Source organism: Streptomyces sp. DH12, from assembly GCF_020873895.1.
Lineage (GTDB): Bacteria > Actinomycetota > Actinomycetes > Streptomycetales > Streptomycetaceae > Streptomyces.
Genome location: NZ_JAHWGT010000001.1, coordinates 233,106 through 254,480 on the forward strand (window position 1 = coordinate 233,106; position 21,375 = coordinate 254,480).

A 21,375-nucleotide genomic window follows, 5' to 3' on the forward strand; every position below is an offset into this window, starting at 1 on the left:
CCGCGCCGTACCGCGTGCCCCGCGTCGCCCGGCTCACACCGGCGTACCGCGCGACCCTCCGTCACCCCGGCTCACATCTTGGCGCGCAGCCACAGCGACGGGGCCTCGTGGACGAGCCAGGCGCCGGCCAGCCCGATGACCGCGCCGACGGCGACGTCACTCGGGTAGTGCGCGCCGGAGTGGACCCGCTGCACCGCGACGGCCGCGGCGGGCACCGCGCAGGCGGCGCCCCATCCGGGGTGGACGAGGGCGACACCGGTGGTGAAGCCGACGGCCGCCGCGGTGTGCCCGGACGGGAAGGAGGAACTCTCCGGCCGGTCGTGCACGTCGTCGTGCGGGATCAGCTCCTCGGGGGGCCTGCGCCGCTCGTAGAGCTGCTTGCACACGGCGTTCGACACCACCTCCGCCAGTCCCATCGCGGTCAGCCCGGCCACGGCGGCCTTGCGCTCCCGGTAGCCGCCGACCGCCGACATGACCGCCGCCGCGGCCCACCACAGCTTGGTGCGCTCGGCCGCCGTCTCGACAGCGGGCAGTACCCGCCGCGCCAGAGGAGAGGTCCAGTGGGCCATGTGGCGGGTGAGCCGGCGGTCACCCTCCCGCAGATCATCGAGGTCCGTCATGGACGCCGGTTGCCCGGCTCCGAGGATCGCACACCCACCGGGAGCGAGACGGGGCCGGGCCGCGTCGGGCAAGGGAGCGCCGGCGGGGGCGGATCCGGACCACTCCACCGGCCCACGACGACTCCCGGGGCCGGCCCGGCGAGCGGGACGGCCCCGGGAGGCACACGTCGGACGTACCCGGGCGTCAGCCGGGCGGGTCCGCGCGTCAGTCGAGGCGCCGGTGGTCCTCCTCGGTCCACTTCGCCGTGTCGCGCGGCTGGACGTACGGCTCCTCCGTCCGGGGGTGGCCGCCCTCGATGGCGCGCTGACGGGCCATCTCCGCGTCGAACTCCAGGCCGAGCAGGATCGCCAGGTTGGTGATCCACAGCCACACCAGGAAGACGATGACACCGGCCAGGGTGCCGTAGGTCTTGTTGTACGAGGCGAAGTTCGCCACGTACAGGGCGAAGCCCGCCGAGGCGATCATCCACAGGAGCAGGGCGAGGAAACTGCCCGGGGTGACCCACTTGAACCCGCGGCCCCGGGCGTTGGGCGCCGCCCAGTACAGGATCGCGATCATGACGGTGACCAGCAGGACCAGGACCGGCCACTTGGCGATCGACCACACCGTCATCGCCGTGTCGCCCACGCCGAGGGCCGAACCCGCGCGCTGGGCGAGGGGGCCGGTGAAGACGACGATCAGGGCGCTCACGACCGCCAGCACCATCAGGACCACCGTCAGGACCAGGCGCAGCGGCAGCACCTTCCACACGGGGCGGCCCTCGGGCATGTCGTACACGGCGTTCGAGGCGCGGATGAACGCGGCGATGTACCCGGACGCCGACCACACGGCCAGCAGCAGACCGATGATCGCCATGAGCGAGCCGGTCCCGCCGTTGCCCTGCAGCTGCTCCACGGCGTCGGTGATGATGTCCCGGGCCGGGCCGGGCGCCAGCTTCTGCAGGTTGTCCATCACCTGCTGGGTGGCCGAGCGGCCCGCGATCCCCAGCAGGGAGACCAGGACCAGCAGGGCCGGGAAGAGGGAGAGCACCCCGTAGTAGGTCAGGGCCGCCGCCCGGTCGGTCAGCTCGTCGTCCGTGAACTCCTTGACCGTGCGCTTCAGCACCTCCAGCCACGACCTCTTCGGCATGGCGGTGGGTTGGTCCGGGGCGTCGCGCTCCACCTGCGGATCCGGGCCGATGCCGTCGGACTCCCTCGGGGTGTCGGGCTCGCCGTCCCGCCCGCCATCGGCCCGGTACCGGTCGCCGTCGTGGCGGTGGTCGCGGGGGTCGCGGTGCCCGGGTGTCTCGTCTCCGTGGTGCCCTGGTTCTGGTGTCCGTGCCATGTCAGTGGGGTAACCGCTCCGGGGAGAAGGAAACGGATCGATCGGGTGGGGTACGGGAGGGTTCGTCCTCCGCCTGCCCGGGACCGGGGCGCGAGCGTCGCCGTCCCGTGCCGGACGGACGTCCGGGCGCACGGGACGGCGGGGGCGTCAATCCGCCGGGTGCCCGCAGTGCGCCAGGGAGACGGGCGGCACCATCGACCGGGCCCGCTGCCACATGCCGTGCGCCTGCTCCGCGGGGCGCTGCTGTTCGCCGTGCAGGGCGTTGAGGACGAGCAGGCCGCCGGTCAGGGCGGGGATGACCCACTGCATGCAGGTCAGCCGGCGCTGCGCCTCGTCGGTGTCGACGGGGTGATCGGCGGCCTTCTCCACGTCCTCGGGGGCCTCGGAGGACGCCAGCTCGATCTTCTTGCCCAGGACACGGCTGTACGCGGTGGCGGCCAGCGCCGCACCGGTCAGCACGGTCTTGGCGACGGTGGACGCGGCGACGCCCTGCTGCGTGGCGACCCGGCCGGCGTTCGCCGCCAGCAGACCGGTGGCACCGACCAGGTGGACGGCGATGGCCGCGGCGTTGACCGGCGTCCACTTGGCCCACCCCGCACTCGCGATCCGGGCGGTGCCCTGCCACGTCCCGCCCTCGTCGCGGGCCGCGCCGTTCAGGCCGACGGCGCCCATCAGCGAGCCGCCGAACCACGCGGCGAGCCCCAGGTCGTGCAGGCTGCGGAGCCCGGTACTGCGTTCCGACATCTCGTTCGCTCCCTGTGACCGACACGGCCGGCACCCCGCCGGCACGTCCCCACGGTCCCCCTCCCCGGCGGCGCCCGCACGCCGTGCTGCTGCGAACGGACCACCGCCACCCGCGACCCGCGTGCCCCGCCGCCGGCCTCGGCACTCGGCGCACCGGCGCCGCCCGCCCCACGGGAGCGGGCCGGGCGGCGGCGGGCTACGGCAGCGGGGTGCCGCGGGCGCTCAGCCAGAGCCCGTACCACTCCTCGTGGGTGAGGTCCGGCTCGCGCCGCGCCGCGTCGGCGCAGGCGCGGATGCGGTCGGGCCGGGCGCTGCCGACGACCGGCGCGATGCGCGCCGGGTGCCGTTGCAGCCACCACAGCAGGACCGTCTCCGGCGTGGTGCCCTTCGCCTCGGCGAGAGCGGCGACGTGCCGCGCCGTGGCGTGCTCCGCGGCCGTCTCCTGCCGGCCCGTGAAACGGCCCTGCGCGAGGGCGCCCCAGGCCTGCAGCCGGATGCCGTGGGCCAGGCAGTGCTCGACCGTCCCGTGGGGGAAGCCGACGGATGCCGCCTGCGGGGTGTTCACCAGCACGCCGGACTCCAGCCAGTCCCGGCTGCGCAGGCTCATCTCCAGCTGGTTGGCGACCAGGGGGACGTCGAGGTGGGCCTGGAGGAGCGCGATCTGGGCGGCGCTCATGTTGGACACCCCGAACGCCCGCACCAACTTCTGCCGGTGCAGCGACATCAGCGCGCGGGCCACGTCCTCGGGGTCGGCCAGCGGGTCGGGCCGGTGGAGCAGCAGGACGTCGATGACGTCGGTGCGCAGCCGGGCGAGGCTCTCCTCGACCCGCCGGACGACGGTCTCGCCCCGCAGGTCGTACAGGCCGGGCCGGTCCCCGTCGGCCGGCCGGATCCCGCACTTGGTCTGCACGACGATGCGGTCCCGCAGCCCCGGAGCGCGGGCGAGGACCTCGCCGAACACGGCCTCCGCCTTGCCGTGCCGGTAGATGTCGGCGTGGTCGAAGACCGTGATGCCGCTGTCCAGGGCGGCGGCCACCGCCGCCTCGGCCTGCTCGATGTCCGCCGCGCCGTACGGTGCGGTGTCCCAGCTGCCGCCGAGACCCATGCACCCGTACAGCAGCCGCTCCTTGCCCGTGTCCCGGGCCGTGTCCGCTGTCGTCGTCACGGCGCCCAGCCTTCCACGGCGGGGCGCGCCGCCCAAACGACTTCCGGAGCCGCCCGTCCCGCGCGGCAGGGGCCGACCGGGGCGGCTGGCCCCCCGTCAGGGGCGAGGTGTCTCGTGGTGGGCGGCCAGGGCCGCGGCCGGGCTGTCGTACAGGGCGAAGACGGTGTCCGCGCCGGTGACCGCCAGCAGCCGCCGCATCTGGGCGGGCACGGAGGCCAGCGCCATGCCGGTGTCCGCGGTACGGGCGTGCCGGAGCAGGCGCAGCAGGGTGCTCAGGCCGGAGGAGTCGCAGAACGTGACGTGGGCCAGGTCCAGCACCAGGTGGCGGTGGGTGGCCATCGTGGCCGAGGCACGGGCGTGCAGGGCGTCGGCGGTGTGGAGGTCCAGGTCGCCGGCGAGCGTGACCACGGCCGCGTGGTCGGCGGCCTCCTGGACGGTCACCCTCAGGTCCCCGTTCACGGGGCGGCGCTCCCGCTGTCGTCCCGAGGATCCCCGGCGTCGCCGCGCGGGCCCACGCGGGCGGCGGACGGCTCCCCTGGGGCGGGGGGCGGCTGCCCGGGCGTGCGGGTGGGGGACGGCAGTCCGGCCAGGGCCGCCGCCCGGTCGGTGACGTGCGCCGCCGGCCCGAGCCACTCGCAGAACAGCACGGTGGCGTCGTCCTGCAACCGGCCGCCGTGGTAGGTGAGGACGGCGTGCACGAGGCGGCGCAGCGTCTCGGGCACGGGCAGGCCGTCCGCGTGGTGGCGGACGAGGAAGTCGGTGAAGCGCTCCAGGCCGAACTCCTGGTCGCCGGCACCGCGGGCCTCGGTGATGCCGTCGGTGTACAGCACGAGCCGGTCGCCCGGCTCCAGCTGGTCGCGGCACAGGGTGACGGTCAGGCCGAGGTCGGTGCCCATCGGGTGCGCGGGCGGGCAGCTCAGCGGGGTGCTCCACCGCCCGCCGCGGATGATCAGCGGCGGGTGGTGGCCACGGTTGACCCAGCTCAGCACCCCGGTACGGGTGTCGAGATCGGCGAGGATGCCGGTGGCGTACCGCCGCCGGCCGTACTGCTCGATCAGCGCCTCCTCGATCCGCTCCGAGATCTCGACGAGGCCGGCGCCCTGCCGCCGCGCGTTGCGGCAAGCGCCCATGGCGAGGTGCGCGCTCAGCCCGGCGGCGGTGTCATGTCCCATCGCGTCCAGGATCGACAGGTGCACCACGTGGCCGGCGGTGGCGTAGTCGTAGGCGTCGCCGCTGACGGCGTAGGCGGGCTCCATCGCGGCGGAGATCATCACCCGGCCGTCGGCGTAGGTGCGCGGCGGCATCAGGTGCCACTGCATCTCGGCGGCGATGTTCAGCGGCTGCGTCCGCGTCAACCGGGCGTGGGAGTCGCTGCTGCGCCGCTTGCTGTCGACGATCAGGGCGACCAGCGCGGCGAGCAGGACCATGTCCTCGCGGGCGTGCGCGTCGGCGCGTTCGCCGGTGACCCGCAGCACGCCCAGCCGCTCGGTGCCGTCCAGGAGGGGGACCCACCAGTGGTGGCCCTCCCGGCCCGCGGGACCCCCTTGCAGGAGGACCCCTTGCTGGTAGGCGCGCCCGGCCACGGTGCCCTCGACCTTCAGCTCGCTCTCCTCGCCCACGGCTCCCCCTCCGGCGTCGAGGCCCTCACCGGTCAGCAGCCGCAGCACCTCCCGCTGGAGGTCGCCGAGGTAGATCAGCACGTCGGTGAAGCCCACGGCCGCCGCGTGCTCCACGGTCCTGGAGGGCAGTAGTTCGAGCGGCATCAGATGGCTGGCGCCGAGCAGACCGGCCAGCATCCGCCGCCCGTCCGCGTCGCGGCACTGATCGCTCATCGGTGGGGTCCCGTCCGTGGAGGAACTCGCACCCTGCTCGTGCAAGGGTGCGCCGGGGCCGTGCCCTGGGGCCTGTCCGGACAGGCCCTCGCCCCTGGGGGGTGTCTCGTCGATCCGGCCCGATCGACGAGACACTCCCCAGTCTCCTCCCGTCCCGCCCCACCGGCACCTCCTTTGGCGAATCGGCGGAGGTCCCGGCGCGCGGGGGCCGCCGCGGGGTCAGGAGACGGTGCAGGACGTCCCGTCGAGCCTCACCTCGTACGGCTTGCCGAGAGCGCCGTCGGCCACGTAGCCGACGGTCACCGACCCGTTCCGGTCCAGCCGGGCGTTGTGGGCGACCGGCCGCGCCGTGACGGTCGCGCCGACCTGCACGGCGCTCGCGTTCCAGTGCTGCGTCATCCGCTGGGTGCCGGGGAAGGTCCACGACAGCGTCCACCCGTCGAGGGCGGGGCCGCCGTTGGTCACGGTCAGCTGGGCGGTGTGGCCGGACCCCCAGGACGAGCCGGGCTGGTACACGGCCGCGCACGTGCGGGTCCCGGGCTGCTGCGGCGGGTCCGACGGGCCGCCCGCCGCGTTGCGCACGAGCTCGTCGGCGAGCGCCGGGTCGAACCGGCCGGCCGGGCCGTAGCCGCGGCAGCTGCCGTCCGACTCCCCGGGCTGCTTGACCCACAGGTGGCCGTGGACCTGCGGGTCACCGGTCGTCAGGGTGGGCCGGACGCCGAGCGCCCGCCCCTCGGGGTTGCACCACTCGGCGCTCGGGTGCGGGCCGTTGCCGTTGCGGCTGGTGTCCACGACCAGGCCGAGCGAGGGCGCGCCGAGCCTGCCGAGCAGCGCCTTGCCGTAGGCCGTCTCGTCCGACGTGGTACGGAAGTTGGAGACGTTGGTGACGATCCCGTCGCCCTGGGTCACGCCCGCTTCCAGCAGGTACCGGGCCTCCACCTGCCAGCCGCTGTGTCCGGCGTCGTAGTAGAGCCGGGCGTTCGGCGCGCTCCGCTTGATGGTCGCGCCGGCCTGCTTCAGCGCGGCGAGCCGCGCCGTGACGTCGACCCCCCGGCACTGGTCACCGCGGGTCGCCTGGACGATGGCGTCCGGCTCCAGCAGGACGATGACCTCGCCGCTGCCCAGCCCCTGCGCGAACTGCGTGATCCACTCCTGGTAGCGCGGCAGGTCGGGGGCGCCGCCCGCGGAGTGGCTGTTGCAGTCCCGGTTGGGGATCATGTACGCGACCAGGGCGGGGATCCGGCCCGCCTGCTCGGCCGGCCCGGTCACGGCCCGCACGTCGGCCCTGACCTTCTGCGGCTCGTACGAGGCGAACCACGTGGCCCGCGGTACGTCGGCGATGTGCTGCCTGATGCGGGGCGCCCGCTCGTCACCGGGGTTCTGCGCCAGCCAGGTGCTGACCTGAGTGTGCGGGTCGACGTAGAGGCCGGACGCCGACGGTGCGGCGGAGGCCGGGCCGGGCCGGACGACCGCGGCGATGGCGAGCGGGACCGCCAAGGACGCCAGGAGGCGCCGGGTACGGGTTCGCAGGGTCACGGGTGGTCCTTTCCAACTGACCGGTGGGAGCGCTCCCGCGCCACGGCGGGCGGAGCGGAAGGCGTCCGCCGGGCGGACGGTGGGGGAGGGGCTCGGTGGGGGTGGTGGTCGGACGCGCCGGGGCTCTCGGGCCCGTCGGGTCGTCGCGGTACGGGGTGACGGCCGGGGCGCGCCGGAGCCGAACATAGCCAACAACGCTCCCCGGCACCAGGGGAGTTGCGTACCCCGGCTTCGGTTCAACCCTGACACGGCACCCGAAAAACGGCCGTGACGGTCCCCGTCCCCCGTGGTTATGGTGGACGCATGGCTTTCCTCTTCTTCGTGTGAGTCCCGGCGCGGCCGATGCCGCCGCTCCCGCCGCCCGTGGACCCTTCACACCCCTGGGGAAGTCATATGCGCGACCGCGCCCGCACCGCCGCGCCCGCCGCCGCGGCACAGCTGTCCGTCCAGGACGTCACCAAGACCTACGGCACCCGCACCGTCCTCGACCAGGTGTCCTTCACCCTCCGCCCCGGCGAGAGGGCCGCCGTCGTCGGCGAGAACGGCTCCGGCAAGTCCACCCTCCTCCGGCTGCTCGCCGGGGCGGAGGAGCCGGACGGCGGGGAGGTCACCGTCCGCTTCCCCGGCGGTACCGGGCACCTCACCCAGACCCTCGACCTCGACCCCGACCACACGGTGCGGGACGCCGTCGACCTCGCCCTCGCCGACCTGCGCGCCCTGGAGCGCCGGCTGCGCGCGGCGGAGGAACGCCTCGGCGACGCGTCGCCGGACGAGCTCGCCGCGTACGGGGACCTGCTGAGCGCGTACGAGGACCGCGGCGGGTACGAGGCGGACGCCCGGGTCGACGCCGCCCTCCACGGGCTGGGGCTCGCCGGCGTCACCCGCGACCGCGTGATCGGCTCGCTCTCCGGCGGCGAGCGGTCACGGCTCGCGCTCGCCTGCGTGCTGGCCGCCGCCCCGGAGCTGCTGCTCCTCGACGAGCCGACGAACCACCTCGACGCGGCGGCCGTGTGCTGGTTGGAGGAGCACCTGCGCGCCCACCGCGGCACGGTCGTCGCCGTCACCCACGACCGGGGCTTCCTGCGACGCGTCGCCACCACCATCCTGGAGGTCGACCGGGACGCGCACGCGGTGCACCGGTACGGCGACGGCTGGGACGGCTACCGCGCGGCGAAGGCCGCCGCCCGACGCCGCGCCGAACAGGACCACGCGGAGTGGCTCCGGGCGGTGGCCCGTGCCGAGGAACTCCTCGACGCCGCCGGGAAGCGGCTGGCCACGACCGGCGGGGACCCGCGGCAGGGGTTCGGCAAGCACCGCCGCTCGCACGAGGCGAAGCTCGGCGGCCGGGTCCGGGCGGTCCGCCGGCACCTGGAAGACCTCCGCCGCGACCCGGTACCGGCGCCGCCCGCGCCCCTGCGGTTCACCCCGGCCCTGACCACGACCGACGGCGGGCACCGCGCCGACGGCGAGCACCGCAACGGCGGTGAGCACCCGGCGTGCGGCGGGCACGGCGCCGACGGCGGGTGTTCCGCCTGCTGCGAGCACCGCGCGGACGACGGCCACCCGGCGTGCGGCGGCCACCCGGTCGGCCGGCCCCTCGCCGAACTCGACGGCGTCACGGTCGGCGACCGACTGCGCCTGGACGGGCTCTTGACGATCGCGCCCGGACAGCGCCTGCTGGTCACGGGACCGAACGGGGCGGGCAAGACGACCCTGCTACGGGTCCTCGCCGGCGACCTGGAACCCGACGCGGGCGCGGTGCGCCGCCCCGCCCTGACCGGATACCTGGCCCAGGAGCTGCCCGCGCGCTCCACCCGGCTGCCGCTGCTCGCCGCGTTCGCGGCCGGCCGGCCCGGGACGCCGGAGGAGCACGCCGCACGACTTCTGGCGCTGGGCCTGTTCCGGGAGGGGGACCTGCACGTCCCCGTCGCGGAGCTGTCCGCGGGCCAGCAGCGCCGGTTGCAGCTCGCACGCCTGGTGACCCGGCCCGCGGCCCTCCTCGTCCTCGACGAGCCGACCAACCACCTCGCGCTCGACCTCGTCGAGGAGCTGGAGGCGGCGCTCGTGGCGTACCCGGGGGCGGTCGTCGCGGTCTCACACGACCGCGGCTTCCGGGAGCGGTTCCCGGGGGAGCGGCTGGAGCTGCGCGCCGGCCGGCGATGCTGACGGCGGGAATGCCGACGGGCGTTGACGGACGGTGGGGCCGGTGGGGCCGGTGGGACCGGTGGGACCGGTGGGACCGCCGGGCGGATCGGGCGGACCGGGCGGGCCGGGCGGACCGTGCGGCCCAGGTCGACCGGACGGGCCGGGTGCTTCCGCCCGCCGTGCTCGGGGCCCGGCGCGGCGGCACCGTACAGACGTCCGTTAGTGTGCCGGTGCGCCGCCGGGCCGCGTGGCGCGGGCCGGGAACCGCACCACCCGTGCCCCTGCCACCCCATCGGTCGAAGGTCGGTTGAAGGTCATGTCGAAGAACCTCAAGATCTCCCTGGCGCTGGTCGCCCTCGTGTTGGCGGTCGTCGGCGCCCTGCTGGTCGGCAACCGGACCCAGGAGGTCTCCGCGGAGGCCCCGGCCACGACGGACGGGAGCGGCGGCACGCCCTCCGCCGCCGGGTCGGTGCTGGTGCGGCCCGACAGCCACCGGCTGTCGACGGCGAAGGACGGCAAGGTGACGGTCGTGGAGTTCCTCGACCTGGAGTGCGAGTCGTGCCGGGCGGCATACCCGGACGTGGAGCGGTTGCGCGAGGAGTACAAGGGCCGGGTGACCTTCGTCATCAGGTACTTCCCCATCCCCAGCCACCGGAACGCCGAGCTGGCCGCCCGCACGGTCGAGGCCGCGTCCCGGCAGGGCCGCGTCGAGGCGATGTACAAGAAGATGTACGAGACCCAGCCGAGCTGGGGCGAGCAGCAGGTGTCGCAGGAGGAGACGTTCCGCGGCTTCGCGCGGGAACTCGGCCTGGACATGAAGAAGTTCGAGGCCGACTGGAAGGACCCGGCCGTCGCCGAGCGCGTCGAGAAGGACCGCCGGGACGGCATCGCGCTCGGGGTGCAGGGCACGCCGACCTTCTTCGTCAACGGCGAGCGGCCCCAGATCCGGTCGCTCGCCGACTTCAGGGCGGCCATCGACGCGGAACTCGCCAAGTGACCGTCACGGGAGGCCCCGTCGCCCCGCCCTCCGTGGTGGCGGGGGGCGGAGCCGTCGGGCCGCGGATGTTCGCGGTCGTCCTCACCGTCGGCGGCGCGCTCGGGTTCCTGGCCGCGTTCACGCTCGCGGTGGAGAAGTTCGCCCTGCTGAAGGACCCGTCCCACACCCCGTCGTGCAGCATCAACCCCGTCCTCAGCTGCGGTTCGGTGATGAGTACGCCGCAGGCCGAGCTCTTCGGGTTCCCCAACCCGCTGCTCGGCGTCGCCGGCTTCGCCGTCGTCACCACGATCGGGGTGCTGCTCCTGACCGGCGCGGTACTGCCGCGCCCGCTGTGGTGGGGGCTCACCGCCGGGGTCCTCTTCGGCGTGCTCTTCGTGCACTGGCTGGTCTTCCAGAGCCTGTACCGGATCGACGCGCTGTGCCCCTACTGCATGGTCGTGTGGGCGGTGATGATTCCGCTCTTCTGGTACACCGCCCTGCACGCCCTGACCGGCGGACACCTGGGCGGACCGCCGCGGCTGCGGCGGGCGGCGGAGGCGGTCGCCGGCTACCACGGCGTGGTGCTGACCGCCTGGTACCTGATCATCGGTGTCCTCGTGCTGGAGCGGTTCTGGCTGTACTGGACCACCCTGGTCTGACACACGGCCCTCGTCCGGCGCCCCTCGTCCGAACGCACCCGTCCGACGCGCCGACCGGCACCGGTCGGCACCGACCGGTCACACCGCCGGGCGCACCGGCCGTCCGCTCCGGCCGGTGCGGACGGTCCGGCCCGCTCACAGGCCCTCGGACCCCGCCGCGGCCCGCTGCGCCTCGAAATTCGCCAGGTAGGCGTCGAAGACCGCCGGGTCCTCGTACTTGAGGAGCGTCTCGTCGTTGTACCGCAGCGCCGTCACCGTGTACGTGTGGCTGCCGGTGAAGACGATCTTCTTGTCGACGCCACCGTTGTACGTCCCCTCGATCAGCAGGTACTTGGTGTGGCTGCCCGTGCCGCCGCGCCCGTCGTTGTGGAGCTGGTGCAGGGCGATGCGGCCCTTCGCCGTCGGCCTGGTCAGCCAGTCAGCCACCCGGGTCTGGACCGCCTGGCTGAGGGGCCAGTTGTCGAGCTTGCGATAGACGATGTCGACGTGGCAGCCGGCGTCGGCGAGCTTCCACAGCTGCTCGGCCACCTCGGGGCGGGTGATGTGGCCCTGGGCGATCCGTATCCTCGTGCGGCCCTCGGAGGTGCCGTGACCGGGGCTGGTCGCGGAGCGCGGGGTGTTGCCGGCGCAAGGGGCGGCGGTGCCGGCCGGGGCGACCGTCTTGAGGATGTTGACGACCACGTCGGTGTGCGCCCGGGGGAAGAAGTACACCTTGGCCCTGCCGGCCTGGACGTCGTGCGGGTAGTCGTCCACCTGCGGCCTCAGGTCGGCGGCGGTGGTGCCCGGGTCCTTGGCGAGGCAGGCTTCCCTGTCCTTGCAGGCCCGCACCCAGGAGCCCGCGCCGCCCGGCGCCGCCAACCCGCTCTTCAAGCTCTCCAGAGCCCGGGAGGCGCTGTCGTGGTCGACGACCACCTGGACGGTGACGCCCCGCTGGTGGGCGGCGACCAGCCTGTCGGTCACCCACTGGGACTGGTGCAGGTACAGGGACATGCGGATCGTCGACTGCGGTTCGGCCCCGTCGACGAGCTGCACCAGATGGCGCAGGATGCGGAGTTCGGCGGCCGAGTCGCCCGTCGGGTCGTTGAAGACGGGCCCCGTCGTCACCGTCGCCGCGGGCGCCGGTTCGGCACCCGCGGCCGGTGACGCCACCAGGGCGCCCAGGGCGAGGGCAGCGACGACCGATCTGAGCTTGTTCTTGATCGAAACCATGCGGGCATTGTCACCCCGCCGGCTGCCGCCCTCGACGTCCGCCCGACCACGGGGCCGCCCGGCCGCGCGGCGTCGTGAACGCCCCGCGGCTGGGCGGCCGGACGTGGATCAGAGGGTGCCGGTGATGCTCATGCCCGCGGGAGCCCCGGCGGTGCCGGTCAGGGCGACCCGCACGGCCGGAGTCCAGCTGCGGTCGGCGTGGCGGATGGTGTGGAGGAGCTTGCCGTCGTCGGTGACGGCGGTCACCTGGAGCTCGCCTGCCACGTGTGCGGCGCTGACGGACTTCGCGGTGACCCCGCCGAGGATGCCGGCGATGCTCCCGTACACGGTCCAACTGCCCGAGGCGCTGCGGATGGTGTGGTACTGCTTGGTGCCGTTGTCGGTGGCGATGACGACGTGCGCGTCGGTACCCACACCGGCGATCGCGACGGAGGAGACGGGGCCGGTGGTGCCCACCGCCTTGCTCATGTCGCCCCAGGCGGTCCACTGCCCGGCGGTGTTGCGCACGGTGTGGTACGGCTTGCCGCCGGTGACCGCGATGGTCTGGAGCTGGCCCCCGACACTGGCGGTGGAGACGGACGTCACCGTCCCGAGCGGGCCGGCGGCGCCGAGCACGTTGCCGAAGCGGGTCCACTTGCCGTCGGCGTCGCGGATGGTGTGGAACACCTTGCCGTCGGCCAGGGCGACGACGTGCAGCTCCTGGCCGATGGAGACGGCGGCCACCTGCTTCAGGTTGCCGAGCACGCCGGCGACGGCGCCCACGTCGTTGAACGTGCTCCACGAGCCGTCCGCCGCGCGAATCGCGTGGCGCAGCGTGCCGGCGCTGTCGATGGCGAGGACGTGGGTGTCGCGGTTGACGCCCGCGGCGGCGACGCCCGAGGCGGAGGCCAGGACGCCGCCGGCGCGGCCCGCCTCGGACTCCACGTCGCGGAAGTCGGTCCAGGTGCCGTCGGCGAGTCGGACGCCCTGGAAGATGCCGCGGTCGGTCCGGACGAAGCTGCGGGACTTCCAACCCGGCTGCGCGGCGCGGACGTCCATGACCCACTGGCGCAGGTCGTCGACGCGGGCGGCCTCGGCGTTCCTGCGCGTCTCCGTCTCGGGGGTGCCGAGGCAACCGGCGCGCCACGAACGGCTGGAGAGGGCGACGACCTCGCCCGCGGCGTTGCTGACGGGGCCGCCGGCGTCGCCCTGGCAGATGGCGTCGCCGTTCTGACCGCCCTCGATGGCGAGCGCGGTCGGCGTGGCGGACGTGGTCGTGAAGGCGGCCGTGTGGACCTTGTCCGGTACCCAGGTGGTCTTGGTACGGCCGTGCCCGGCGGCGGTCAGCGCGGTGCCGGCCTCGGGGGCGCTGCTCGCGAGCGTGGCCGGGGTGACGCCGGTGACCGGCCGGTCGAGCCGCGCCAGGAGCACGTCCCGGTCGGTGCGGGGGAACACCTCGGCGACCGAGAAGCTCTGGGCGCCCAGGGTGACCGCCACCGCTTCCGCCGGCTTGCCGGGCGTGATGCCGGTGCCCGGTGTGGCGGTGAAGCAGCTCTGTGAGGTGAGGAGCCACTGTGCCGCGACCAGCGTGCCGGAGCAGCCGCGGGAGTCGGCCGGGCCACCGACGGTGACCTGGGCGGTGTGGGCGAAAGCGCCGGTCGTGTCCGCGGCGCCGATGGCGGCGCTCGCGGTGTTCGCCGAGAGCAGGCCGGCGCCTATCGCCGCGGCGAGGCCGGCGGCCATCCACGTGGGGCGTGGACGGGTACGCAGCATGGGTTCCTCTTTCGTCGGTCGAGCAGGGAGAACCGACCGGGGTGCCCAGGGGGAGCCCCGTACGCCCCCCGGCCGACGAAGCTCGTGAAGAGTAACCGAGCCGCACCGAATATGTGATCTTCGAGCCGGGATTCCGCCCACGCACGTCCGCTCCGGCGCGGTCCGGAGCCCTCGCCGGGCCCGTGCTCCATCGCCTGCTGGCCGCCCCCTCCGCCGCGCCCGCGACGCCGCCGCTCCGCGCGGTGGCCCGGCGGCGGGGAAGGGGCGGGGGACGGGCCGTCGCTCAGCTGAGGCGTGCGGCGATGGTCCGGGCGCACTCCACGGCCTCGGCGTGGGTGGTGTCGACCTCCAGGTCGTAGGTCACGCCCCGGTGGACCAGCTCCGCCTGCGAGGCCGCCATCCCGATCGTCCGGTCCCCGCGGGCGACCTCGCGGCCCGCGGCCACCGCGGCGTCGCACCGGACGCCCACCCACAGCACGCGCGCCCCCTCCAGGGCCTCCCGCCACCGCCGCTGCGAGGACGCCCCGCCGAGGAACACCTCGTCGACGACGACCCGGGCGCCCGCGCGGACCATTGCGGCGATCCCCGCGATCCACATCGCTTCCAGCCTCCGGAACTCCGGACCGACGGACACCTCGCCGTCCGCGGCGAACCCGATGCCGTCATCCGACACCTGCATGGACGCCGGCATGGCCTCGACCAGCGTGTCCGTCCCGAGGACCAGCCACGGGTCGGGCAGCACCGCCTGCAGGCAGCGGGCGATCCCGGACTTGCCCGAGCTGGAACCGCCGTTGAGCACGATCACCTGAGTCTTCACCGCGCCACGATAGGTCGACCGCGCGGCCACCCGTACCGAATTTCGCCGCCGACCGCCCCGACCGCCCCGACCGCCCGGACTGTCCCGACCGTCCCCACCCGCGGGTGTTGGGCAGCGGTGTGCCGATCGGCGACGGTCGAGGCCGCCGGGACTACCGGGGTTTCCGGGGCTGCCGCGCCTGGCGGGGCCGGCGGGCCGGTGGACGGGGACCGCCCCGACTGCCTTGGGACCGCCCCCGCCCCGTTTTCTCCCCCCCGGTCCGATCGAGCACCGGAGGCCGGCCGACTCCCCCGTGTCCTGTTCAGGCCGCCGGCTCGGGGGCGATCTCGGCGATCAGCCGCTCGACCAGGGTCCTGATCTCGTCGCGGATCGGGCGGACCGCCTCGACGCCCTGCCCGGCCGGGTCCTCCAGCCGCCAGTCCAGGTAGCGCTTGCCGGGGAAGACGGGGCAGGTGTCGCCGCAGCCCATGGTGATGCAGACGTCGGACGCCTTCACCGCGTCGACGGTGAGCACCTTCGGGACCTCCGCGGAGATGTCGATGCCCACCTCGGCCATGGCCGCGACGGCGGCCGGGTTGACGGCGGCGCCCGGGGCGGAGCCGGCGGAGCGGACTTCGACGCGGTCGCCCGCCAGGTGGGTCAGCCAGGCGGCGGCCATCTGGGAGCGCCCGGCGTTGTGGACGCAGACGAACAGGACGGACGGCTTCTCGGCCATGGTGGTGGTTCTCCCTCGTCGCGGCGGGCTCCGGCCGCCGACGCCGTACACCCGCTCGTACCAGCGGACGGTGATGTGACAGTATCAGCGCATGCTGACTTCAGTCGATCCTGATGTGATCCGGGCGTTGGGTGACCCGCTCCGCCTGCGGATCGTGGCCCTGCTGGCGCGCGAGACGCTCTGCACGACACACCTGGTCGAGGAGACCGGAGCCCGGCAGACCAACCTCTCCAACCACCTCAGGGTGCTGCGCGAGGCCGGCATTGTGGACACCGAGCCGTGCGGCCGCTTCACCTACTACAAGCTCAAGCCCGAGGTGCTGGCCGACCTGTCCGGGCAGTTCGCCGGACTCGCCGCCTCCGCCCGCAGCGCCGCCGAGAACAAGAGGGCCTGCCCGTGACCGCCACCGAGCCCACCACCGCTCGCCCCCGGAGCGCCGACGCGGCCGGCGACGACTCGATCGTCAGGAAGCTCTCCACCCTGGACCGCTACCTGGCGGTGTGGATCCTGCTGGCCATGGCCGCCGGCCTCGGGCTCGGACGGCTCGTCCCCGGCATGGACGACGCCCTCGCGAGGATCGAGATCGGCGGGATCTCCCTGCCCATCGCGCTCGGCCTGCTGGTCATGATGTACCCGGTGCTGGCCAAGGTCCGCTACGACCGGCTCGACCGCGTGACCGGCGACCGCAGACTGCTGGTCTCCTCGCTGGTCGTCAACTGGGTCGTCGGACCTGCGGTGATGTTCGCCCTGGCCTGGGTCTTCCTGCCGGACCTGCCCGAGTACCGCACCGGCCTGATCATCGTCGGTCTGGCCCGCTGCATCGCCATGGTCGTCATCTGGAACGACCTCGCCTGCGGCGACCGCGAGGCCGCGGCCGTCCTGGTGGCGCTCAACTCCGTGTTCCAGGTGTTCGCCTTCGGCCTGCTGGGCTGGTTCTACCTGGACCTGCTCCCGCGCCGGCTGCACCTCGGCGACGGCCAGGGCCTGGACGTGTCCGTCTGGCACATCGCCCTCAACGTCGTCGTCTTCCTCGGCCTCCCGCTGCTGGCAGGCTTCCTCACCCGCCGCGTCGGCGAGCGCAGGATGGGCCGGGAGGCGTACGAGGCGCGTCTCCTGCCGAGGATCGGCCCGTGGGCGCTGTACGGACTGCTGTTCACGATCGTCGTCCTCTTCGCCCTGCAGGGCGGCACCATCACGTCCCGGCCGCTGGACGTCGCCCGCATCGCGCTGCCGCTCCTGGCCTACTTCGCGATCATGTTCTTCGGCACCTTCCTCCTCGGCAAGGGGCTGGGCCTGCCCTACGACCGCACCACGACCCTGGCCTTCACCGCGGCGGGCAACAACTTCGAGCTGGCCATCGCAGTCGCCATCGCGACCTTCGGCGTCACGTCCGGCCAGGCGCTGTCGGGGGTCGTCGGCCCGCTCATCGAGGTCCCGGTGCTGATCGGCCTGGTGTACGTCGCACTCGCCTGGCGCCGGAGGTTCCCCGCCGCCCTCCCGGCGACGGACCGGGTCACTCCCCCCGGGGCGCGTACATGATCACAGCCATCCCGGCGAGGCAGACCAGGGCGCCGATGACGTCGTACCGGTCGGGCCGGTAGCCGTCGGCGACCATGCCCCAAGCGATCGACCCGGCGACGAAGACGCCTCCGTAGGCGGCGAGGACACGACCGAAGTCGGCGTCGTGCTGCCAGGTCGCGACCACGCCGTAGAGGCCCAGCGCGAGGACGCCGGCGCCGATCCAGATCCAGCCCTTGTGCTCCCGGATCCCCTGCCACACCAGCCAGGCGCCGCCGATCTCGAAGAGGGCGGCGAGCACGTACAGGGCGACGGACCGGGCGACACTCACGAGCGGTGAGCCTACCGCCCGGGCCCTGCCCCGCCCCGCCCGCGCGGCGCCCACCGCCCGCGCGGCGCCCACCGCGCGCGGGGGGCACCGTCACCCCCGGCGGACCGCGCGCAGCCGCGCCACCGCCCCCGCGACCAGGCGCGCGACGAGAGGGCGCCGCCGCCGAGGTCGGGACGTCAGGGCGGCGCGCGGTACGCCCAGCGCGTCGAGCCGCGCCATGAGGTCCGCCTCCTGCCGTGCGGTGACGGCGATCCAGAGGCTCGTGCCGGTGTCACCGGCGCTGAGCACCAAGCGGCCCCGCGCCCACGCCTCCGCGTGGATGGTGAAGGGGGCCAGCGCCAGGAGCACCGCGAAACGCTCGTCGTCGCGGACATCGATGTCGATGCCCATCCCGGTGTCGGCCGCCCGAGCCCGGCGGCCGCCGGCCCCGCCGCCCGCCGGTGCCAGCGCGCGTGCGCGCGCGTACGCGGGGATCACCTCCTGCGGCCAGGGGAGGTCGCTGTAGGCGTCGAGGTGGGCGTCCTCGATGTCGTCCCGCAGGACACGGAGCGCCTCGTGGTGCACCCGCACCACGTCCGCCTCCGCCAGCCCGTCCGCCAGGGACAGCTCCCGGCGGGGCTCCTCGATCTCGGTGATCATGCGTTCAGACTGCCACGCGCGCCGCCGGAACCCGCCGGGCCCTCCCCTGACCGCGTCCCGGCGTCAGATGCGGTGGACGGTGTGCAGCTTCCTCGCGTAGGTGCCCGTGCCGTCCAGGAGAGAGGGGCCGCCCAGGTCCGACATGGTGGGGCCGTTGACCGTCTTGCGGCTGGAGAGGAAGCGGCGCTTCCCGTCCGCGTCCTTGCCCAGGTATATGCCGACGTGGTCGACGGTGAGCTTCTCGTTGTCGTCGCCCGAGTCCGCGTTGAACAGCACGAGGTCGCCCGGCTGGAGGAGCGTCGCGGCGGGCGGCGTCGTGCCGTCGCCCGTCCGGTCGACGCGGACGCCGGGCGCGTACTCGACCATGTCGCGCGACTTGCGCGGGATGCGGGTCCCGGACGTGTCCGCGCCCGCGGCCATCGGGACGCCCATGTGGTAGCCGTACACCATGCGCGTGTAGCCGGAGCAGTCGAGGTTGCCGACCTGCTTGCTGGAGGGGCCGGTGTGGGCGCCGTCCGGGAAGGTCCAGCCGACGTTCATGTACTCGTGGAAGTCGGCGCCCTCGTAGAGGTGGCCCTGCGGGTCGAGGTAGCCGTAGCCGGCGGCGCCGAGCACCTGCCTGTCCTTGGCCGGACCGGCGCCGCTCGTCACGGCGGGGGCGCCGGGGAGGAACATCGCCGCGTACGCGAGGACGTCCGGCACCGTGGAGCCGGCCCAACCGCGGATCGTCTGCTCCAGCGCCGGGGTCCAGGTGCCGTCGAACGGCTCCGGGAGCACGCGCACCCACTCCCGGTGCGTGACGCTCGGCGGCGTCGCCCAGTTCGCGGCGCTCACCTCGAACCGGCTGACGTGCAGCTTGACGGGGAGGTTGGTGCAGCCCCGGTTGGCGAGCGCGCGCAGCCCGACGCGGCCCTTGCCGAACGTCGTGTCGGTGACGTCGACGGCCCACGCGGACGGCTCCGCGGAGGCGGAACGCCAGGCCTTGACCTGGATGCGGCCGCCCTGGCGACGTACGCGGATCGTCCAGTCGGTGCCCGCGGGCACGCCCGTGGCGAGGGTGACGGCCGTCGCCAGCTGGGTGACCGCGTCGTCGACCTCCTTCTCGACGCGCAGCTCGACCGCGCCGGAGGTGAGGAAGGACAGCCGGGCCCGGTAGTTGTTGGAGGTGTTCTGGTAGCCGAAGGACAGGGCGTACGAGCAGGCCTGACCGGCGGGCACCTTGTCGAACCGGGCCACGGACCGCACGTCGACGTCGGTTATCTCGTCGTCGCGCAGGGTGGCGTGGCGGCTCGCGTAGTCGGTGGTCAGGGCGATGGTGCCGGTGCCCGGCACGACGGAGTAGTCGGTGTCGGCGGGGCCGAGGGTGGACCATCTGCCGCCGCCCCAGGAGGCGCCCCAGTACTGGCGCTCCGCGACCGGCAGGGACGTGTCCGGCAGCGTGCGCGCGAAGTCGTCCGCGAACGGCTTCTTGTTCTCGGTGAACGTGCGCGTCGGGCCGGGCAGGACGACGGTGCGGGCACCGCGGGTCAGCAGCGCGACCCGTCTGCCGCCGGAGGTGACCTCGGTACGGGCCGGGGTCCCGGGGAGCACCGTGGCGGTGAGCGGGGCGGCCAGGGTCACCGGCGTGAAGTAGGAGGCGTCGAGCGGGGGCAGCGTCACGGAGGAACGCGCCGACGCGAGGCCGGCCGGGCCGGGGAGCGGGTCGACGGGAGTGGGGACGGGCGGGGCGGCGTGGGCCGGGGCGGCGGCGAGGCCGCTCAGCGGCAGGGCGGCGGCGGAGGCCGCGAAGAGGGTGAGCAGACCGCGGCGTGAGGTGTGAGTCATGGGGATCATGATCCGTGCACGCTCCGCGGAGGAAGACGTCACCCCCCCGTGAAAGCCGGACAGGCGGGCCTCTGAGGCTCTCCCGGGCGGCCGACGGAGAAACGACCGCCCGGGGATACTGTCAGGCCCGGCAAGGCGTGCCAGGGCCCCCGGCGGGGGCCGTTGCCCCCGGCCGGGTCAGCGCTCGGCCGCGCCGGCCCGCTGGTAGACGTCCGGGATGCCGTCCTGGTCGTCGTCGCGGGTCTCCTCCTCGTACAGGCGCCGGTAGACGGTGTTGCGGCGCTTGATGAGGGCGGCCGCCAGGACGGCGGCGAGGAGGGAGCCGGTGAGGACCGCGGCCTTGACCTGTTCGGAGACGGCCGGGTCGGGGAAGGCCAGCTCGCCGATCAGCAGGGCGACGGTGAAGCCGATCCCCGCCAGGACGGAGAGGGCGAGGACGTCCGCCCACGCCAGGTCGGGGTTGAGCTTCGCCCGGGTGAACCGGGCGGCCAGGTAGGTGCCGGCGAAGATGCCGAGGGTCTTGCCGACGACCAGCCCGATGACGACGCCGAGCGGTTCGGGCCGGGTGAAGACCTCGCCCAGCGCGGCGGCGGAGACGCCGACACCGGCCGCGAAGAGCGCGAACAGGGGTACCGCGACACCGGCCGAGACGGGGTGGAGCAGGTGGGAGGTGCGCTCGGCGGGGGAGGCGGTCTCGCCCTCGTCGCGGGTGGTGCGCAGGATGAGCCCGATCGCGACGCCGGCGACGGTGGCGTGGACGCCGCCGTTGTACATGAGCACCCACGTGGCGACGCCGAGCGGCACGTACCACCACCAGCCGCGCACGCGGAAGCGCTGGAGGAGGTGGAAGGCGACCAGGCAGGCGAGGGCCCCGCCGAGGGCGGGGAGGTTCAGGTCGTCGGTGAAGAAGACCGCGATGATGAGGATCGCGCCGAGGTCGTCCACGACGGCCAGGGTGAGCAGGAAGGCCCGCAGGGCGGCGGGCAGGTGCGTGCTGAGCACGGCGAGCACGGCGAGGGCGAAGGCGATGTCGGTGGCCATCGGGACGGCCCAGCCCTCCATGCTCCCGCCCCCGGCCGTGACCGTCGCGGCATAGAGGGCGGCGGGCACGATCATTCCGCAGAGGGCGGCGATGACGGGGAGGGCCGCGGTGGCGGGGGTGCGCAGTTCTCCCACGACCAGCTCGCGCTTGAGCTCGATGCCGGCGACGAGGAAGAAGAGGGCGAGGAGCCCGTCGGCCGTCCAGTGCTGCACCGACAGGTCCAGCCCGAGGGCGGGTATGCCGAAGTGGAAGTCGCGGATCTGCTCGTAGGTCCCGTTCCAGGGGGTGTTCGCCCACACCAGTGCGACGAGTGCGGCTGCCAGGAGGACCAGACCGCCGACGGTCTCCGTCCTCAGCGCCTGGACCACGGCCGTGCGCTCCGGCAGCGGCAGGAGACCGAGGAAGGGGGAACGCTCGCGTGGCGCGTCGGCCATGAAGGGACCTCCGGGGGGATCGGGGGGAGGGCGTACGAGCCCTGGGACGCCGACCAGACTTCCCGGCACACCGCGCGTCCGCAGGCCCGGGCA

The 21,375-nt window shown here is 74.3% G+C and carries 20 protein-coding genes; 5 read left to right on the forward strand and 15 right to left on the reverse strand.

All coding sequences use genetic code 11. The annotated features are described in order from the left end of the window. Positions 1-71: 71 nt before the first annotated feature. The 7 genes from LPA54_RS01100 to LPA54_RS01130 all read right to left on the reverse strand — a co-directional run bounded on the left by LPA54_RS01100 (position 72) and on the right by LPA54_RS01130 (position 7,221). The gene (locus tag LPA54_RS01100) at positions 72-620 is read right to left on the reverse strand and encodes a phosphatase PAP2 family protein (RefSeq protein ID WP_228973129.1); all 549 of its coding nucleotides are present in this window, start codon (positions 618-620) and stop codon (positions 72-74) included. Positions 621-825: 205 nt separating this feature from the next. After that, the gene (locus tag LPA54_RS01105; RefSeq protein ID WP_228973130.1) at positions 826-1,944 is read right to left on the reverse strand and encodes a YihY/virulence factor BrkB family protein; all 1,119 of its coding nucleotides are present in this window, start codon (positions 1,942-1,944) and stop codon (positions 826-828) included. A 147-nt stretch (positions 1,945-2,091) separates the two neighbouring features. After that, on the reverse strand, positions 2,092-2,688 hold the full coding sequence (locus tag LPA54_RS01110; RefSeq protein ID WP_228973131.1) for a hypothetical protein: 597 nt from the start codon (positions 2,686-2,688) through the stop codon (positions 2,092-2,094). A 196-nt stretch (positions 2,689-2,884) separates the two neighbouring features. Next, positions 2,885-3,853: an aldo/keto reductase family oxidoreductase gene (locus LPA54_RS01115; RefSeq protein ID WP_228973132.1), complete on the reverse strand. Its 969-nt coding sequence runs from the start codon at positions 3,851-3,853 to the stop codon at positions 2,885-2,887. A 96-nt stretch (positions 3,854-3,949) separates the two neighbouring features. Further along, the gene (locus LPA54_RS01120) at positions 3,950-4,312 is read right to left on the reverse strand and encodes an STAS domain-containing protein (RefSeq protein WP_228973133.1); all 363 of its coding nucleotides are present in this window, start codon (positions 4,310-4,312) and stop codon (positions 3,950-3,952) included. Beyond that, positions 4,309-5,685, reverse strand: a complete 1,377-nt coding sequence (locus LPA54_RS01125; RefSeq protein ID WP_228973134.1) for a PP2C family protein-serine/threonine phosphatase — start codon at positions 5,683-5,685, stop codon at positions 4,309-4,311. The genes LPA54_RS01120 and LPA54_RS01125 overlap by 4 nt, the downstream gene beginning before the upstream one ends. A 219-nt stretch (positions 5,686-5,904) precedes the next feature. Beyond that, the gene (locus tag LPA54_RS01130) at positions 5,905-7,221 is read right to left on the reverse strand and encodes a glycoside hydrolase family 6 protein (RefSeq protein ID WP_228973135.1); all 1,317 of its coding nucleotides are present in this window, start codon (positions 7,219-7,221) and stop codon (positions 5,905-5,907) included. Positions 7,222-7,614: 393 nt separating this feature from the next. On the opposite strand from LPA54_RS01130, the gene LPA54_RS01135 reads away from it, so the two are divergent. The 3 genes from LPA54_RS01135 to LPA54_RS01145 all read left to right on the forward strand — a co-directional run bounded on the left by LPA54_RS01135 (position 7,615) and on the right by LPA54_RS01145 (position 11,001). Next, the gene (locus LPA54_RS01135; RefSeq protein ID WP_228973136.1) at positions 7,615-9,387 is read left to right on the forward strand and encodes an ABC-F family ATP-binding cassette domain-containing protein; all 1,773 of its coding nucleotides are present in this window, start codon (positions 7,615-7,617) and stop codon (positions 9,385-9,387) included. 295 nt (positions 9,388-9,682) lie between these two features. After that, positions 9,683-10,363 (forward strand): thioredoxin domain-containing protein, encoded by a 681-nt coding sequence (locus LPA54_RS01140; protein ID WP_228973137.1) that lies wholly within the window; start codon positions 9,683-9,685, stop codon positions 10,361-10,363. Beyond that, positions 10,360-11,001 (forward strand): vitamin K epoxide reductase family protein, encoded by a 642-nt coding sequence (locus tag LPA54_RS01145; RefSeq protein ID WP_228973138.1) that lies wholly within the window; start codon positions 10,360-10,362, stop codon positions 10,999-11,001. Before LPA54_RS01140 ends, LPA54_RS01145 begins: the two co-directional genes overlap by 4 nt. Before the next feature lie 135 nt (positions 11,002-11,136). On the opposite strand, the gene LPA54_RS01150 is transcribed toward LPA54_RS01145, so the two are convergent. The 4 genes from LPA54_RS01150 to LPA54_RS01165 all read right to left on the reverse strand — a co-directional run bounded on the left by LPA54_RS01150 (position 11,137) and on the right by LPA54_RS01165 (position 15,494). Further along, positions 11,137-12,210, reverse strand: a complete 1,074-nt coding sequence (locus LPA54_RS01150) for a phospholipase D-like domain-containing protein (protein ID WP_228973139.1) — start codon at positions 12,208-12,210, stop codon at positions 11,137-11,139. 108 nt (positions 12,211-12,318) lie between these two features. Next, on the reverse strand, positions 12,319-13,962 hold the full coding sequence (locus LPA54_RS01155) for a trypsin-like serine protease (protein WP_228973140.1): 1,644 nt from the start codon (positions 13,960-13,962) through the stop codon (positions 12,319-12,321). A 283-nt stretch (positions 13,963-14,245) separates the two neighbouring features. Further along, positions 14,246-14,779 (reverse strand): chloramphenicol phosphotransferase CPT, encoded by a 534-nt coding sequence (gene cpt / locus LPA54_RS01160; protein ID WP_228973141.1) that lies wholly within the window; start codon positions 14,777-14,779, stop codon positions 14,246-14,248. A 301-nt stretch (positions 14,780-15,080) separates the two neighbouring features. Then, positions 15,081-15,494, reverse strand: coding sequence for an arsenate reductase ArsC (locus tag LPA54_RS01165; protein WP_228973142.1), 414 nt, complete (start codon positions 15,492-15,494; stop codon positions 15,081-15,083). Positions 15,495-15,585: 91 nt separating this feature from the next. Between LPA54_RS01165 and LPA54_RS01170 the strand changes: the two genes are divergently transcribed. Together LPA54_RS01170 and arsB are read left to right on the forward strand one after the other, a co-directional pair. Next, positions 15,586-15,894, forward strand: a complete 309-nt coding sequence (locus tag LPA54_RS01170; protein WP_228973143.1) for a helix-turn-helix transcriptional regulator — start codon at positions 15,586-15,588, stop codon at positions 15,892-15,894. Continuing rightward, the gene (arsB, locus tag LPA54_RS01175; protein WP_228973144.1) at positions 15,891-17,033 is read left to right on the forward strand and encodes an ACR3 family arsenite efflux transporter; all 1,143 of its coding nucleotides are present in this window, start codon (positions 15,891-15,893) and stop codon (positions 17,031-17,033) included. Before LPA54_RS01170 ends, arsB begins: the two co-directional genes overlap by 4 nt. On the opposite strand, the gene LPA54_RS01180 is transcribed toward arsB, so the two are convergent. The 4 genes from LPA54_RS01180 to nhaA all read right to left on the reverse strand — a co-directional run bounded on the left by LPA54_RS01180 (position 17,008) and on the right by nhaA (position 21,282). Continuing rightward, entirely contained in the window at positions 17,008-17,343 is a 336-nt protein-coding gene (locus tag LPA54_RS01180) for a YnfA family protein (protein WP_228973145.1), read from the reverse strand. The genes arsB and LPA54_RS01180 overlap by 26 nt on opposite strands. A gap of 90 nt (positions 17,344-17,433) precedes the next feature. After that, positions 17,434-17,982, reverse strand: coding sequence for a hypothetical protein (locus LPA54_RS01185; protein ID WP_228973146.1), 549 nt, complete (start codon positions 17,980-17,982; stop codon positions 17,434-17,436). Positions 17,983-18,045: 63 nt separating this feature from the next. Then, complete coding sequence (locus tag LPA54_RS01190; protein WP_228973147.1) at positions 18,046-19,806, reverse strand: NlpC/P60 family protein; 1,761 nt, start codon at positions 19,804-19,806, stop codon at positions 18,046-18,048. 177 nt (positions 19,807-19,983) lie between these two features. Beyond that, positions 19,984-21,282 carry a Na+/H+ antiporter NhaA gene (gene nhaA / locus LPA54_RS01195; RefSeq protein WP_228973148.1) on the reverse strand — a complete coding sequence of 433 codons (1,299 nt, stop codon included), beginning with the start codon at positions 21,280-21,282 and terminating at the stop codon, positions 19,984-19,986. Between the last annotated feature and the right edge of the window lie 93 nt (positions 21,283-21,375).

What these genes read in the sequence shown, in the direction of transcription:
- LPA54_RS01155 (WP_228973140.1), bottom strand. Translation starts at nt 13,962, where the DNA reads ATGCTGCGTACCCGTCCACGCCCCACGTGGATGGCCGCCGGCCTCGCC.
- LPA54_RS01170 (WP_228973143.1), top strand. Translation starts at nt 15,586, where the DNA reads ATGCTGACTTCAGTCGATCCTGATGTGATCCGGGCGTTGGGTGACCCG.
- LPA54_RS01135 (WP_228973136.1), top strand. Translation starts at nt 7,615, where the DNA reads ATGCGCGACCGCGCCCGCACCGCCGCGCCCGCCGCCGCGGCACAGCTG.
- LPA54_RS01100 (WP_228973129.1), bottom strand. Translation starts at nt 620, where the DNA reads ATGACGGACCTCGATGATCTGCGGGAGGGTGACCGCCGGCTCACCCGC.
- LPA54_RS01185 (WP_228973146.1), bottom strand. Translation starts at nt 17,982, where the DNA reads ATGATCACCGAGATCGAGGAGCCCCGCCGGGAGCTGTCCCTGGCGGAC.
- LPA54_RS01110 (WP_228973131.1), bottom strand. Translation starts at nt 2,688, where the DNA reads ATGTCGGAACGCAGTACCGGGCTCCGCAGCCTGCACGACCTGGGGCTC.
- LPA54_RS01150 (WP_228973139.1), bottom strand. Translation starts at nt 12,210, where the DNA reads ATGGTTTCGATCAAGAACAAGCTCAGATCGGTCGTCGCTGCCCTCGCC.
- nhaA (WP_228973148.1), bottom strand. Translation starts at nt 21,282, where the DNA reads ATGGCCGACGCGCCACGCGAGCGTTCCCCCTTCCTCGGTCTCCTGCCG.
- LPA54_RS01125 (WP_228973134.1), bottom strand. Translation starts at nt 5,685, where the DNA reads ATGAGCGATCAGTGCCGCGACGCGGACGGGCGGCGGATGCTGGCCGGT.
- LPA54_RS01165 (WP_228973142.1), bottom strand. Translation starts at nt 15,494, where the DNA reads ATGGCCGAGAAGCCGTCCGTCCTGTTCGTCTGCGTCCACAACGCCGGG.
- LPA54_RS01105 (WP_228973130.1), bottom strand. Translation starts at nt 1,944, where the DNA reads ATGGCACGGACACCAGAACCAGGGCACCACGGAGACGAGACACCCGGG.
- LPA54_RS01190 (WP_228973147.1), bottom strand. Translation starts at nt 19,806, where the DNA reads ATGACTCACACCTCACGCCGCGGTCTGCTCACCCTCTTCGCGGCCTCC.
- LPA54_RS01140 (WP_228973137.1), top strand. Translation starts at nt 9,683, where the DNA reads ATGTCGAAGAACCTCAAGATCTCCCTGGCGCTGGTCGCCCTCGTGTTG.